The sequence below is a fragment of the Aureimonas altamirensis genome (assembly GCF_001463885.1).
GTDB lineage: Bacteria > Pseudomonadota > Alphaproteobacteria > Rhizobiales > Rhizobiaceae > Aureimonas > Aureimonas altamirensis.
The window spans coordinates 79,008-93,266 of record NZ_BBWQ01000005.1 but is presented as its reverse complement, the minus strand read 5'-3'; the positions used below and the strand labels follow the sequence as shown (position 1 = coordinate 93,266).

General features: G+C 65.4%; 15 protein-coding genes. 8 read left to right on the top strand and 7 right to left on the bottom strand.

The genetic code is table 11. From position 1 onward, the window contains the following. The first annotated feature begins 14 nt into the window (after nt 1-14). A complete protein-coding gene (locus AUL31_RS03330) occupies nt 15-776 on the top strand; it encodes an NAD kinase (RefSeq protein WP_060601274.1) in 762 nt (253 codons plus the stop codon). Here the strand turns inward: AUL31_RS03330 and AUL31_RS03325 are convergent. The 3 genes from AUL31_RS03325 to AUL31_RS20780 are packed head-to-tail and all read right to left on the bottom strand — an operon-like array spanning nt 773 to nt 2,123. After that, on the bottom strand, nt 773-1,396 hold the full coding sequence (locus AUL31_RS03325) for a flavin reductase family protein (protein ID WP_060601271.1): 624 nt from the start codon (nt 1,394-1,396) through the stop codon (nt 773-775). The two genes, AUL31_RS03330 and AUL31_RS03325, sit on opposite strands and share 4 nt — an antisense overlap. 6 nt (nt 1,397-1,402) lie before the next feature. Further along, nucleotides 1,403-1,972, bottom strand: coding sequence for a nitroreductase family protein (locus tag AUL31_RS03320; protein ID WP_060601267.1), 570 nt, complete (start codon nt 1,970-1,972; stop codon nt 1,403-1,405). A gap of 25 nt (nt 1,973-1,997) precedes the next feature. Next, entirely contained in the window at nt 1,998-2,123 is a 126-nt protein-coding gene (locus AUL31_RS20780; RefSeq protein ID WP_280137892.1) for a hypothetical protein, read from the bottom strand. Between AUL31_RS20780 and AUL31_RS03315 the strand changes: the two genes are divergently transcribed. Together AUL31_RS03315 and AUL31_RS03310 are read left to right on the top strand one after the other, a co-directional pair. Then, a complete protein-coding gene (locus AUL31_RS03315; protein WP_073468986.1) occupies nt 2,122-3,306 on the top strand; it encodes a hypothetical protein in 1,185 nt (394 codons plus the stop codon). The two genes, AUL31_RS20780 and AUL31_RS03315, sit on opposite strands and share 2 nt — an antisense overlap. 198 nt (nt 3,307-3,504) lie before the next feature. Beyond that, nucleotides 3,505-4,677, top strand: coding sequence for a winged helix-turn-helix domain-containing protein (locus tag AUL31_RS03310; protein WP_060601263.1), 1,173 nt, complete (start codon nt 3,505-3,507; stop codon nt 4,675-4,677). Nucleotides 4,678-4,695: 18 nt separating this feature from the next. Here the strand turns inward: AUL31_RS03310 and thrS are convergent, their stop codons facing one another. The 3 genes from thrS to AUL31_RS03295 form a co-directional block, all read right to left on the bottom strand. Next, complete coding sequence (gene thrS, locus AUL31_RS03305; RefSeq protein WP_060601261.1) at nt 4,696-6,660, bottom strand: threonine--tRNA ligase; 1,965 nt, start codon at nt 6,658-6,660, stop codon at nt 4,696-4,698. A 117-nt stretch (nt 6,661-6,777) separates the two neighbouring features. Further along, nucleotides 6,778-7,071 carry a membrane protein insertion efficiency factor YidD gene (gene yidD, locus AUL31_RS03300; RefSeq protein ID WP_060601258.1) on the bottom strand — a complete coding sequence of 98 codons (294 nt, stop codon included), beginning with the start codon at nt 7,069-7,071 and terminating at the stop codon, nt 6,778-6,780. Nucleotides 7,072-7,074: 3 nt separating this feature from the next. Further along, a complete protein-coding gene (locus AUL31_RS03295; protein ID WP_060601255.1) occupies nt 7,075-7,515 on the bottom strand; it encodes an iron-sulfur cluster assembly scaffold protein in 441 nt (146 codons plus the stop codon). Between the two features lie 134 nt (nt 7,516-7,649). Here AUL31_RS03295 and folE point away from each other — a divergent pair, with 134 nt between their 5' ends. Further along, nucleotides 7,650-8,270: a GTP cyclohydrolase I FolE gene (folE, locus tag AUL31_RS03290; RefSeq protein WP_060601251.1), complete on the top strand. Its 621-nt coding sequence runs from the start codon at nt 7,650-7,652 to the stop codon at nt 8,268-8,270. Continuing rightward, nucleotides 8,267-8,671, top strand: coding sequence for a phosphoribosyl-AMP cyclohydrolase (gene hisI / locus AUL31_RS03285; protein WP_060601248.1), 405 nt, complete (start codon nt 8,267-8,269; stop codon nt 8,669-8,671). The genes folE and hisI overlap by 4 nt, the downstream gene beginning before the upstream one ends. 15 nt (nt 8,672-8,686) lie before the next feature. Here hisI and AUL31_RS03280 read toward each other — a convergent pair whose 3' ends face one another. After that, the gene (locus AUL31_RS03280; RefSeq protein ID WP_060601245.1) at nt 8,687-9,349 is read right to left on the bottom strand and encodes a GntR family transcriptional regulator; all 663 of its coding nucleotides are present in this window, start codon (nt 9,347-9,349) and stop codon (nt 8,687-8,689) included. A gap of 179 nt (nt 9,350-9,528) precedes the next feature. Between AUL31_RS03280 and AUL31_RS03275 the strand changes: the two genes are divergently transcribed. The 3 genes from AUL31_RS03275 to AUL31_RS03265 are packed head-to-tail and all read left to right on the top strand — an operon-like array spanning nt 9,529 to nt 14,257. Further along, on the top strand, nt 9,529-10,620 hold the full coding sequence (locus AUL31_RS03275; protein ID WP_306302601.1) for a sugar ABC transporter substrate-binding protein: 1,092 nt from the start codon (nt 9,529-9,531) through the stop codon (nt 10,618-10,620). Beyond that, on the top strand, nt 10,617-12,170 hold the full coding sequence (locus AUL31_RS03270) for a sugar ABC transporter ATP-binding protein (RefSeq protein ID WP_060601238.1): 1,554 nt from the start codon (nt 10,617-10,619) through the stop codon (nt 12,168-12,170). Before AUL31_RS03275 ends, AUL31_RS03270 begins: the two co-directional genes overlap by 4 nt. Then, complete coding sequence (locus AUL31_RS03265) at nt 12,167-14,257, top strand: ABC transporter permease (RefSeq protein WP_060601235.1); 2,091 nt, start codon at nt 12,167-12,169, stop codon at nt 14,255-14,257. Before AUL31_RS03270 ends, AUL31_RS03265 begins: the two co-directional genes overlap by 4 nt. Nucleotides 14,258-14,259 lie beyond the last annotated feature (2 nt).

Here is a 14,259-nt window from a genome sequence, read left to right as displayed (position 1 = left end):
CGGGGGCAGGTCTCATTCCAAGCTTCGCATTCCTTGCATCCGATACGCCGGAAGCGCAGTCGGCCCTGTCGCGGCTGACCGCGCTTTACGATGCCGTGCCCGCCGACGAGGCCGACGTGATCGTGGCGCTGGGCGGCGACGGCTTCATGCTTCAGGTGCTGCACCGCTTCATGAACAGCGGCAAGGCCATCTACGGCATGAACCGGGGCACGGTCGGCTTCCTGATGAACGCCTACCGCGAGGAAGGTCTCGAAGCGCGTCTGAGCGTCGCGCTTCGCAGCACCATCCACCCGCTTCGCATGGTGGCGAGCGACAAGAACGGCCGCGACTACGAGGCGTTGGCGATCAACGAGGTGGCGTTGTTCCGCCAATCCTTCCAGATCGCGCGGCTTCGCATTTCCATCGACGGCAAGGTCCGGCTGGACGAACTCGCCTGCGATGGCGTCATGGTGGCCACGGCCACCGGCTCGACGGCCTACAATCTGTCGGCCGGCGGCCCCATCATCCCCATTGATGCGCCGCTGCTGGCGTTGACGCCCGTCAGCCCGTTCCGCCCGCGGCGCTGGCGCGGCGCGGTGCTGCACAACCGGCAGACGGTGGAGATCGAGGTGCTGGAACCGGAGAAGCGGCCCGTCAACGCCGTGGCCGACCATTTCGAGGTCAAGTCCATCCTGCGCATCCGCATAAACGAGGAGCGCGGCTCCAGCTGCGCGATCCTGTTCGACCGCGACCATAGCTGGGACGAGCGCATCCTGGCGGAGCAGTTCCGCTACTAGTCGAGGTCGCTGGCGTCGGGCGCCTTGGGCCGGAGCATCTCGAACACCTCGCGCGTCACGGCATAGTCCATGTAGCCGAGGCGCGATAAGGGCGCGGCCAGCGCCATGTCGATCCGCCCATCGCGGATCAGCGCGTCGTCGAGATGGATGCCGACCACCTGCCCGATCACCACCACATTGCCGGAATGCCCGCCATCGATATCGCGCGGGTGGAACCACTCCGTCACCTTGCATTCCAGGGCGGCAGGGCTTTCCGCAACGCGCGGCGCCGAGACGAGGTGGCAGGGCGCCTCGGTCAGACCGGAAAACGGAAACTCGCTCGTGCCGCGCGGCGCCGGCGCGGAACTGCGGTTCAAGGCTTCGGCCAGTTGCTCCGTTACGAAATTGCAGACGAATTCGCCGCTTTCGATCGCGAAGGTGGCGGAGTCCTTCATGCCGGCAGACGAGAACATCACCAGTTTGGGCTTGTCCGAAATGGCGTTGAAGAAGCTGTAGGGCGACAGATTCACCGCACCAATGCGCGACCGTGTAGAGATCCAGCCGATGGGCCGGGGCGACACGATAGCCTTGAACGGATCGTGCGCGAGGCCGTGGCGATTGTCGGACGTCTCGTAGAACATGGTGCCTCAGCCCTTCGCCAGCGTAACGATCTGCGACAGTTCGGGGCGCGGACGCTCCGACCGCTCGTCCGCCGGTGTCCCTACATAGAGGAAGCCGGCCACCTTCTCTTCCGGCGAAATGCCAAGGGCAGCCTTGGCACCCTCGTCATAGGCCGGCCACTCCGTCAGCCAGGTGGCGGCATAGCCATGCGCGCCCATCGCATGGATCAGATTCATGGTCAGCGCGCCGGCGGACAGCACCTGTTCCCATTCCGGTATCTTGAAGTGCGGGGCAGCTCTGGACACCACGACGATAACGAGCGGCGCGCGGGTGAAGCGGTCCAGCTCGAAGGCGCGGCGCGCCTCCGAAAGCGGCCCCTCATTGCTTTCGGCGATGTCGGCCATCGTCTTGCCCAGCAGCGCGGAGGCGTCGTCGCGAATGAGAATCAGGCGCCATGGCGCAAGCTTGCCGTGATCGGGCACGCGGACAGCGAGCCGCAGAATCTGGTCGAGTTCCTCACCCTCGGGCGCCGGCGCCTTGATATCGGGGATCGAGATCGAACGCCGCGTCGCCAGATGGTGCTTCAGTTCCGTCATCGTCGTCGATCTTCCTCTGCCATCATCACTTTTCGGCCTGATTTTCAGGCGCACCTTGCGCCCCGACCGGATCGTCAGCCATATCGGGGCGACCAAACTTTGCCAATGCGAAATGGGATGAAGGGCTGCGCGTGAGAAAGTCGAGTGCCATGTTGCTTGTCGCGCTCGCAGTGGCGTCGTCGAACGCGTATGCGCAGGGCGGCCCGCCCCCGGGCGGCGGGGAAGACGACGGCGGCGGCGCCTATGCCTCGCCCTCGGGCATTCCCGACGCGATGCAGAACGAACGTCTCGGCATTCCTTTCGGCAATGGACGCGGCCCGCAGGACCGGATCGAGCTGCCGATGCCCGCCGACGGCCTGTCGTCCTATGCGGTGCCCAACCTGCCCGCCATTCCGGGCGATATCCTGCCGCAGCTCGATGAGGCTGCCCATGGCGGCGCGCTGACGTTCAATGCGCGCATGGGCGAGGATGGCGCCACCATTCCGGACGGCCTGGTCTGGCGGCTTTTCTCCACCCGTCTCAACCGGGAAGGCAAGCTGCAACTGATCGGCATCCAGCGGGGCGGCAGTGTCCAGTTCAACGTACCGACGGGCTCCTACCTGCTGCATGTCGGATATGGCCGCGCCGGGGTGACCAAGCGCATCGACTTCGACGGCAAGCGTTTGACGGATTCCGTCGTTCTGGAGGCGGGCGGATTGCGGCTCAGCGCCACCACCGGCAACGGCGAGCCGATCACCTCCAAGCTCCTCACCTTCGACATCTATACGCAGGGGCCGACCGCGCAGGACCGGCGACTGGTGGCCGAGGACGTCGTGCCCGGAACCGTGGTGCGGCTGAACGCCGGCGACTATCATGTCGTTTCCAACTATGGCGCGGTCAACGCGGTGGCGCGTGCCGACATCAAGGTGGAAACCGCGCGCGTTACCGACGCACGGCTGACGCAGCGTGCGGCGGAGGTGACGTTGAAGCTGGTGCGCGAGGCCGGAGGCGAGGCGCTTGCCGACACCGCCTGGTCGATCTCGTCCTCGCAGGGCGACCTCATCCGCGAGAATGTCGGTGCTTTCTCGTCCATGGTGCTGGCCGAGGGCGAATACCTCATCGTCGCCAAGAACAAGGACCGCATCTACCAGCGCGTCTACAATGTCGCGGCCGGCCAGAACGAAGAGGTCGAGCTGGTGGCCAACGGCACCGCCTCGCCTCAGGCGCCGGCCGACGGCAGCGGCGACGAGATATCCGCCGGCCCGGTGCCGAGCTTCGAGGAGTTGGAAGGCGAAGCGGCGGCAGAGGCCGCCGGCGACGCATCGGGCGATGCAGATCTGGGCTCCGGCGACTGACTACCGCGCGCGCCGGCTGCGTGGCAAGGTAAGCTCATGTCCTCAAGCCATTGAAAAGAGACATATTCGATGCCGACGCAGTCGGCATGACGAACCGCACGAAAGACTGCCTGCCATGATGCTCGACCGGGGCAATGCGCCCTTCAATCCGCGCCAAATGCCGGCACGCCTGGGTGCGCCAAGGTCGGAGCCGACGTCATGACCATCCAGCGCATCGGCCTGCCGCTTGCGCGGCGCATCGCCCTGGCGGCACAGGGCTTTGCACAGCCACGCCCAAACGCCGTGCAAAAGGGGCACCTGCGCCGCGTGCTGGACAGGTTGGCCTTGCACCAGATCGACAGCGTCAACGTGCTGGCGCGTGCCCATTACTTGCCCGCCTTCTCGCGCCTTGGCGCCTATGACCGCGCGCTTTTCGACCGCGCCGCTTGGGGCCCCCGCCGGGAGCGCCGCGTTTTCGAGTATTGGGCGCACGAAGCTTCGCTGCTGCCCATGGACCTGTTCCCCCTGTTGCGCTGGAGGATGGAGCGGGCCGATCGCGGGATGGCCGGTTACAAGGGCATGCGCCTGTTTGCCGGCGAGCGGCGGGCCGAGGCCATGGCGCTGCTGGAGCGCATCCGCGCCGAAGGTCCGATGGCGGCGTCGGAGTTCGAATCCAGCCGCACCGGCTGGTGGGAGTGGAGCGAATCCAAGCGTATCCTGGAATGGCTGTTTTATGCCGGCCATATCACCACCGCCACGCGGCGGCGTAGCTTCGAGCGCGTCTACGACCTGACCGAAAGGGTCATTCCGCAAGCGGTCATGGCGCTGCCGCCGGTGCCGGAGGCCGAAGCGCACCGCGCGCTGATCCTGCGGTCGGCGAAGGCACTGGGCATCGCCACTGCCGGAGAGCTCAGGGACTACTTTCGCCTTGGGCCGGAAGAGACGCGCACCGCCATTGCCGAACTGGTCGAGGATGGCGCCCTGTTGCCCGTGGCAGTGGATGGCTGGCCGGCCGCCTACATCGATCCGGAGGCCCGCAAGCCGCGGCGCATCGATGCGGCGGCCCTGCTGGCGCCCTTCGACCCCATCGTCTGGGAGCGGGCACGGGCGGAACGGCTGTTCGGCTTCCGCTATCGGATCGAAATCTATGTTCCCGCCGAGTTGCGTCAGCACGGCTATTACGTGCTGCCGTTTCTGTTAGGCGATACGCTGGTGGCACGGGTGGACCTGAAGGCCGACCGGCAGGCCCGCATGCTGCGGGTTCATGCCATCCACGTCGAGCAGGGCGCACCGGACGGCACCGTCGAGGCGCTGGAAACCGAACTGTCGGCCCTTGCCGGATGGCTGGATCTGGATGGCGTGACGCGGCCCGATATCGTGGATCACGAATGACGGGCCGCGTCAGCCGCCTCAGGCGGCGCGCTCGCGCTTGAGGTCCGGCGGAACCGCCTCTTCCGTCAGGCGCGCAAGCGCCTCTTCCAGCGGCAGGGACTGCTGGTCGCGAGAGCCCAGACGACGCAGGTTGACGGTATTCTCCTCCGCCTCGCGGCGTCCGCAGACAAGGATCACGGGCACCTTGGCCAGCGAATGCTCGCGGACCTTGTAGTTGATCTTCTCGTTCCGCAAATCGGTCTCGACGTGAAGCCCGGCGCGGCGGAAGCGCTGCGCCACCTCGCGGGCATAATCGTCCGCCTCGTCCGTGATGGTTGCCACAACCACCTGCACCGGCGCGAGCCACAGCGGGAAATGCCCGGCGAAGTTTTCGATCAGGATGCCGAGGAAGCGCTCCATCGAGCCGCACACGGCACGATGGATCATCACCGGTTGCCGCTTCTCGGACGACTGGTCGATATAGAAGGCCCCGAACCGCTCCGGCAGATTGAAATCCACCTGGGTCGTGCCGCATTGCCAGTCACGCCCGATGGCGTCCTTCAATGTATACTCGAACTTCGGACCGTAAAATGCTCCCTCACCTTCGAGAATGCCCGTCTTGATGCGGCCGCCGGACTGCATCCGGATGGTTTCCAGCACCTCGCTCATCACGCCTTCGGCGCGATCCCAGAGCGCATCGGAGCCGACGCGCTTGTCCGGACGCGTCGACAATTTGACGACGACTTCCTCGAAGCCGAAATCGCGGTAGACCGACAGGATCAAATCGTTGATCCGCAGGCATTCGGCTGCAAGCTGCTCGTCGGTGCAGAACACATGCGCATCATCCTGCGTAAAGCCGCGTACCCGCATCAGGCCATGCAGGGCGCCGGACGGCTCATAGCGATGGACGGAGCCGAATTCGGCCAGCCGGATGGGCAGTTCGCGGTATGACTTCAGGCCATGCTTGAAGATCATGACATGGCCCGGGCAGTTCATCGGCTTGAGCGCGAAGACCCGGTCGTCGTCCGATTCCTCGTCGGCCACGGTGACCGCAAACATGTTGTTGCGGTACCAGCCCCAGTGGCCCGATGTCTCCCACAGGGAATGGTCCAGCACCTGGGGCGCATTCACCTCTTCGTAGGTGCCGGCAAGCCGCCTGCGCATATAGGCAACCAGCGTCTGGAAGATGCGCCAGCCCTTGCCGTGCCAGAAGACGACGCCGGGCCCCTCTTCCTGGAAATGGAACAGGTCCATCTCCCGGCCGAGGCGGCGATGGTCGCGCTTCTCGGCCTCTTCCAGCATGTGCAGATAGGCTTTCAGCTCTTCCGCCGTGGCCCAGGCCGTGCCGTAGATGCGCGTCAGCATCGGGTTGTTGGAATCGCCGCGCCAATAGGCGCCGGCCACCTTCATCAGCTTGAAGTTCTCGCCGATCTGGCCCGTGGAGGCCATGTGCGGTCCACGGCACAGGTCGAACCAGTCGCCCTGGCTGTAGATCTTCAGATCCTGCCCCTCGGGGATGGCATCGACGAGCTCGACCTTGAACGCCTCGCCCTTGTCGGCAAACACCTGCCGCGCCTTGTCGCGCGTCCAGACCTGCTTGGTGAAGGGAGCGTTGCGGCGGATGATCTCCACCATCTTCTTTTCGATGACCGGCAGATCATCGGGCGTAAAGGGCGTGTCACGCGCGAAGTCGTAGTAGAAGCCGTTCTCGATCACCGGGCCGATCGTCACCTGCGTCCCCGGCCACAATTCCTGCACCGCTTCGGCCATGACATGCGCCGCGTCGTGGCGGATGAGTTCCAGCGCGCGCGGATCTTCCCGGGTGATGATCTCCAGCTTGCCGCCCTGCCCGACGGCATCGGCAAGATCGCGCACTTCGCCATCGAGCGCGTAGGCAACGGCCTTTTTGGCCAGCGACTTGGAGATGCCCATCGCAATGTCCGCCCCGGTCGTTTCCGGGGCGTATTGGCGTATGGAACCATCGGGGAATTGAAGGTCGATCATGTCATGTCCTTTCCGCTCACCCCCGCCTACCATGCGGGAAAGCTTATCGATCGATGGCCGGCCACCGACGGGCCGGACCGCCGCCTTCTAGCCCATCGTCGCGCAAACGGAAATGCTTCAGCGATGATGGCGACATTGCGTGGAGACATCGTCCGGCACCGGATCGTGCCCGGCCTTGCCGAAGGGGCCGCAGCGGGACACACGCCGTGCCGACAGCCAGCCGCCCCGCCACAGGCCATGCCGCGCAATGGCCTCGTAGGCGTATTCGGAGCAGGTCGGAATGTGGCGGCAATGCCCGCCCACCAGCGGCGAGAATGTCAACTGGTAGAGGCGCACGAACCCCATGCCGAACAGGCGGCCGGGCGTCTTGCGGTACGGTCCGTCATAATTGCGCCCGCGCGCCGCGGCCATGGCTCAGGCGGTCCGTTGGCGCGCGTCGATCTCGTCCAGAGCGGTCACGACGGCATCGAAGGTCAGCATGGTGGAGGCATGGCGCGCCCTGTAATCCTTGACCGGCTCCAGGAAGCGCAGTTCGGCGAACCGGCCCTCCGGGGGCGACGCGCCGTTGCTCAGCATGGCCTGCATGGCCTGCCGCACCGACCGGAGCTCGGCCGGCGTCGCGCCGACGATCACCTTGGCCATGATAGCCGAGGACGCCTGGCCAAGCGCGCAGGCACGGACCTCATGGGCGAAATCGGATACGACCCCGCCCTCAAGACAGACATCCACGGTTACCGTGGAGCCGCACAGGCGCGAATGGGCGGTCGCGCTGGCATCGGGGGCCGGCAGCCGGCCGATGCGTTCGATATTGCCTGCCAGTTCCAGGATGCGGGTATTGTAGACATCGTCGATCATGGGGCACCATCTCAGCGCGGATACATATCCGCGCGTGGAGCATCTACCCATCCGCGGATCGAGCCCGTATATAGGAGTGAAGCCGCGTCTCCAAAAGCCGAAGATGACAAGACGCGACGGTCAAAGGTTGAGGAATGGACGCCACCGTCAGAAAGTTTTCCGGGTCGGCCGGCCAGGACAGCCACCCGCGCCCGACGCGCGAGGAAGCGGAAGCCGCCGTCCAGACCCTGATACGCTGGGCCGGAGACGATCCGCGCCGCGAGGGGCTTGTCGATACGCCGCAACGTGTGGTGCGGGCCTATGAAGAGATTTTCGGCGGCTATTGCATCAATCCTGCCGACATTCTTGCGCGCACCTTCGAGGAGGTGTCCGGCTACGACGACATGGTGCTGGTGCGCGATATCGACTTCGTCTCGCATTGCGAGCATCACATGGTGCCCATCATCGGCAAGGCGCACGTGGCCTATTTCCCGGATGGACAGGTTCTCGGCCTGTCCAAGGTGGCCCGCGTCGTCGACCTGTATGCGCGTCGCCTGCAGACGCAGGAAACCATGACCGAGGAAATCGCGGCCATCATCGACGGCGCCCTCGCCCCGCGCGGCGTTGCCGTGCTGATCGAGGCGGAGCACATGTGCATGTCGATGCGCGGCATCCGCAGCAAGGGCTCCATAACCACCACCAGCTCGTTCTACGGCGTGTTCAAGGACGACAAGTCCGAGCGCGACCGCTTCCTGTCGATGATCCTGAACCGATGAGCGACGCCACCCTGGAGCGCGAAGAAGGCGCGCGGCTGATGCCGCGCTTCGACGATGCCGGCCTGATTACGGCGGTGGTGACGGACGGCACCAGCGGCGATGTGCTCATGCTTGCCCACATGAACCGCGAGGCGCTGGACCTGTCCATCGCCACCGGCATCGCCCATTACTGGAGCCGCTCGCGCAGGAAACTGTGGAAGAAGGGCGAGACATCCGGCGCGCTGCAGACCATCCAGGAAATGCGGATCGACTGCGACCAGGACGCCGTCTGGCTGAAGGTGAGCGTCGCCCGGCCGGAAGAAACCTGCCACACCGGCCGCACGTCCTGCTTCTATCGGCGCGTCGAACTCGGCAAGCCGTCCGGCGAGTTGACCGAGGTTCTTGCGAAGGCTTTGCGCTGAGCCGTCAGCGCGGCGCTAGATGGCATCGCACAGGACGGCATAGGCACCATCGATATCGGCCACCAGGGCCGCCGTGGCGGCATCTGCATCGCCGCGCCCCAGCGCATCGTGCAGCGCCTGGTGCCAGGTATTGGAGATGCGGAAATTTCCCGTTTCCCGCAGCAGGTGGAAATAGGGACTGATCTGCAGCCATAGCTTTTCGATCATGCCAAGCAGGATCGGCGAACCGGCCTGTCGATAGATCCGGAAATGGAAATCGTAATTGGCGGCGATGTAAAGCTCCGGGTCGTTGGTCCGCTCCGCCTGCCGAAGCCTGTCGAGTGGCTGGGCCAGATCCGTCAGGAAGGCCTTGCTGCTGCGTGCAGTTGCCCACCGCACCGCCGCCGACTCCACTTCAAGCCGCACATTGCGCAGATCGTCCAGCCGCTCCCGCGTCAACTGCGGGATGCCGATGGTGCGACCGGAAATGACCGTGAGGGCGCCCGCCTCCGTCAGCCGCGTCAGCGCTTCCCGGACGGGCATCGGGCTTACCTCGAAGGCATTGGCCAGGCTGGCGACGGTAATGGATTGGGCCGGTGCGATCCCCCCTTCCAGAATGAGCTCGCACAGACGCCGGAAAACGCCGTCCTGCAGGGTTTCCTTGCGCAGAGGCAGGACGCGGTCTCGGATGGCGGACATGAATGGCTCCCGGCATGAATCACAGCAGCAAGGATAGCCCCTCGAAGGACGGACTTGAAGTCCTTTCGATTTTTGATCTAATATCAATTTAGAGCGTTGAGAATGATCGCAGGGAGATGCGATCCATGCGCTTCAGGGAGGAAATAATGACGTTCGCGACCCGATGCGGGACGCTGGCGATGGCGCTTGGCCTGTCGGCCCTGATGACGCCCTTCGCCACCGCCCAGGAGAAGCACAAGGTCTTTCTGTCGATGAGCTACATCGGCAACGACTGGCAGGCAGAGGCCTCCAACATGGTCAAGGCCATGGCGGCATCTGCCGGGCTTAAGGACAAGGTGGACCTGGAAGTACAGGTTGCCGGCCCGAATGCCCAACGGCAGATCCAGCAGATCAACGCCATGGTGCAGGCTGGCGCGGATGCCATCATCGTCTACCCGATCTCGCCGACCGCGCTGAACCAGGTCGTCAAGAATGCCTGCGCCAAGGGCGTCAAGATCGTCGCCTACGATGCCGAGATCACCGAACCCTGCGCTTACAACGTTACGATCGACCAGGCAGAGGCCGGCAGGCGCACGGCTGAATGGCTTGCCGACAGGCTGGGCGGCAAGGGCAACATCGTTCTGGTCACGGGCGTTCCCGGCACATCGGTGGATACGGCCCGCACGGCGGCCGCCAAGGAAGTGTTCGCCAAGTTTCCCGATATCAAGGTGGTGGGCGAGGCTGTCGGCATGTGGAGCCAGGCCGTGGCGCGCACCGAACTGTCCAAGCTGCTCGCAACCCGCAACTGGGATGGTATCGACGGCCTGTGGATGCAGGTCGGCTGCTATACCGCCAACGCGATGCAGCTTGAGGCGGGGCACACCGCCGAACAGCTGAAACCATGCGCCGGCGAAGGATCGAACGGCGGTCGCATCCAGATGCTGCCGGCGGGCACCGAGGTGGAGGGCGCCGATGGCCCCTATGCACCCCTGGGCGCGCCCCGCATCTCCTATGCCTCGCCGCCCTATTCCGGCGCCTACGCGCTGAAGCTGGCTGTCGAGATGCTCGACGGCAAGACCGATGTGCCGCAACATACGACGCTTCCCCTGCCCATCGTCACCAACGAGACGGTCAAGCTTTGCGAAACGGGAAGCTGGGACGAAATGAAGAACGGCTGCAATGCGTTCAAGCCGTCCATCGTTGCCAATCCCGGGTGGTTCGCGTCCATCTTCTCGGAAGAAACGCCGGAAGTGGGCCTGAACGCCGCCCTTGTGGGCCAGCCGGAACAATGAGCCCGTCTGCCTCGCCCGCCGTTTCCTTCGACGCGGTGTCCAAGGCGTTCGGCGCGACGAAGGCCGTCAGCGACGTCAGCTTCCGGGTCGAGCGCGGCATGGTCCACGCTCTCCTGGGGGAAAACGGCGCCGGCAAATCCACCACGATGAAGCTGCTGTCCGGGCTGATCGCCCCGGACAGCGGCACCATCGCCATCGATGGCCGCACAGTACAACTGTCCAGCCCGCGCGATGCGCACCGGGCCGGCGTCCGAACCGCCTTCCAGGAATTGACCCTGGTCCGGGACCTGTCGGTGCTCGAAAACATGCTTCTGCCGAGCGCGCCGACGAGCCTGTTCGGCACATTGCGCCGGCGCGCCGTGGCGGACCGCGTCGAATCGCATTTTGAAAGGCTCGGCATGCGTGTCGACCTGCATGCGGAAGCCGGCAGCCTGGACCTCGCCATGCGCCAGAAGATCGAGATCGCCCGCGCACTCTTCCGCGAACCGTCGATCCTGCTGCTAGACGAGCCGACCTCGGCCCTGACAGGCAGCGATGTCGAATGGCTCGGCAGCATAATCGCCGATGCCCGCTCACGCGGCGTCACCGTGCTGTTCATATCCCACCGGATGCCGGAGGTGCGCGCCTTCTGCGATACGATGACGATCCTGCGCAACGGGAGCCACATCGCCAGCGGCAGCGTTGCGGAATTCACCGACGCCGAGGTGATCGAGATGATCATCGGCCGCTCCCTCGACCAGACGTTTCCGCCCCGCCGGAAGGCGACCGCGATGCAGTTGCCGGAGCCGGTGCTGGAAACGCAGGGGCTGTGTGCAGGTGAAAAGCTCAGGGACATCGACCTGCAATTGCGGCCAGGCGAAATCGTCGGTGTTGCGGCTTTGCAGGGCATGGGCCAGCTCGACCTGTTCTCGGCCTGCTTCGGCGCAACGCCGGTGCGCGGCGGCAGCCTTCTTGTGGACGGCAAGCCGGTCCATCTTTCCGCACCCGCCGATGCGCTGCACCCCTCTCTGCGGATCGGTTTCCTGCCGGAAGACCGTAAGACGCAAGGCCTGTTCCTGAAGCTCGACGGCACCATCAACGCCAGCCTGCCGGTGATAGAGCGCTTTACCCGCGGCGGCCTGATCGACCGAGAGGCGGAGCGGACGGCGACGGAACGCGTGTTCGCGACCGTCGACGTTTCGCCCGTCGCCTCCTTCACCGAGGCGGGCGCGTTCTCCGGCGGCAACCAGCAGAAGATCGCCATCGCCAAATGGCTGGTGGCGGAAAGCCGCATCCTGCTTCTCTTCGATCCGACGCGCGGCATCGATGTCGGCACCAAGCATCAGCTTTATGAACTGATGCGCGCTTTTGCCGATGCCGGCGGCGCGATCCTGTTCCACTCCACCGAGATCCCCGAACTGGTCCATCTGAGCGACCGGATGATCGTCCTTTACGAAGGACGCGTCGCGGCAAGGCTAAGTGTCGACGAGGCGGACGAGCGCACCATCATGAACGCGGCGCTGGGCGGCGCGCACAGCCTGCTGGCTGCCGGCGTGGGAGAGGCCGCATGAGCCGGGCGACACCATTTTCGCAAGCGCGTCCCGCGGCCGCGGGCTCTGTCCCCCGCTGGCTGTCGCGCAACCGCGCAGCGCTGACGGCACTCGTCGTCTTCCTGCTGCTGTTCGCCTTCGTGGACTGGCTCAGCCCCGGTCCGATGACCTATTTCGACATCTCGTTCCAGGCAAGCGGCGGCACCGCGCTGGCGCTGGCAGCGATGGGGCAGACGCTGGTGGTCCTGTCCGGGGGCTTCGACCTTTCGGCCGGGGCGGTCGTTTCGCTGGTCAATGCCGTGCTGGCCGCCAGCATGGACCCCACCCAGATGGAGGCCTCGGTATTCCTGTGGACGCTTGTCGGCATTGCCGTCGGCATGGGCGTCGGGGCCGTCAACGGGCTGTTCGTCGCCTTCCTGCGCCTGCAACCCATCGTGGTGACGCTGTCGACGATGTTCATCGTGCAGGGGCTGACACTGCTCGTGCTCAACCAGCCCGGCGGCTTCGTGTCGCCGTCCCTCGGCAATCTCTACATGGGCGATGCCGTACCCGAGCTTGTCCCCGCCTCGCTGGTGCTTCTGGGCGTGGCAGTGCTGTTCTGGCTCTGGCTGAAGAAAACCCGTTTCGGCGTCGCCCTCTATGCCGTGGGCAGCGATCCTGCGGCAGCCGAAGCGACCGGCGTGCGTGTACCCTGGGTGCGCTTCGGCGCCTATGTCCTCGCCGGCGGGTTCTATGGACTTGCGGGGGTGTTCGTCAGCGCCCAGACAGGGTCGGGCGATCCGCTCGTCGGCAATTCCCTGCTGTTGTCCATGTTCGCGGCGGTCGTCATTGGCGGTACGCGGCTGGGCGGCGGCAAGGGCGGCCTCGTCGGCACGATCTTCGGCGCCTTCGTGCTGATGATCGTAGTGAACATCCTTCTGGCGCTCAACGTGTCGGCCTATTACTCCACCATCGCCGAAGGGGTGGTGCTGCTGGCTGCCGTTCTGCTGGGCTCGTTCGCACGCGACAGCGTCCTGTTGGGCCAGTTGCAGCGCCTGCGTGGCATTGCCGCGTCGCATGCGGCGGGCACGCACGTATCCAGGCGCGGCACCGTCGACCGGCGGCTGCCTTTCGCCACCGCAGCGGCAAGGCCCCGCCCGCCGTCCGACAGTATCGCCGCGCCCGGCTTCATCCGGCGCAATGGGGCCACCCTGCGCCATGCGCTGCCGGCCTATATCTGCCTGGTGCTGGTGCTGATCGCCACGCAATTCCTGCTCGGCAATACGCTGGCGAGCTGGGGCTTCTGGAACTCACTTCTGGTCCTGTCCACTTTCCTGGTCATCCTGGCGCTCGGGCAAGGCTCCGTTATCCTGACGGGTGGGCTGGACCTTTCCGTGCCGTGGACCATCGGCCTGTCCGGCATCCTCCTGGCCGGCATCGTGCAAGGGTCCGACGTCGCCCTTTTGTATGCGGTGCCGCTGGTGATTCTGGTCGCCGCGTGCATCGGGCTTCTCAACGGGCTCGGCGTCGTCGCACTGGGCCTGTCGCCCATCGTCGTCACGCTTGCCGCCAACGGCATTCTGCAAGGCATTGCGCTGATCTACTCCAACGGCACGCCCTCGGGCTTCGCATCGCCCTGGTTGCGCTGGCTGATGACGGGCCGCCTCGGTCAGATCACGCCGGTTCTCGTGCTGCTGGCGGTCTTCCTGGTGGCCGGCACGCTGTTGCTCGGGCGCACGGCCTTCGGCCGGCGTATCTATGCCGTCGGCAACAGCATGGAAGCGGCGCGCCTGTCCGGCGTCCGCACCGGCCGCGTCGTTATCGGCGTCTATGTCCTTTCGGCGCTCTGCGCCGCGCTGGTGGGCATTTTGCTGACCGGCTTTTCCGGACAGGCAAGCCTTGGCATGGGCGATGATTACCTGCTGCCGTCCATTGCCATCGTCGTCGTCGGCGGCGCGCTGATCACCGGCGGTCGCGGCCACTTCCTCGGCATGGTGGGCGGCGCATTGCTGCTCACCGCCCTGCAGACGCTGCTGGCCGGCACCACCCTTCCCTACGCCTTCCGGGCCATCTTCTTCGGCTGCGTCGTGCTGGCAGCCGTGATCGCCCTTCGAGAAAAACGGAGCTGAAC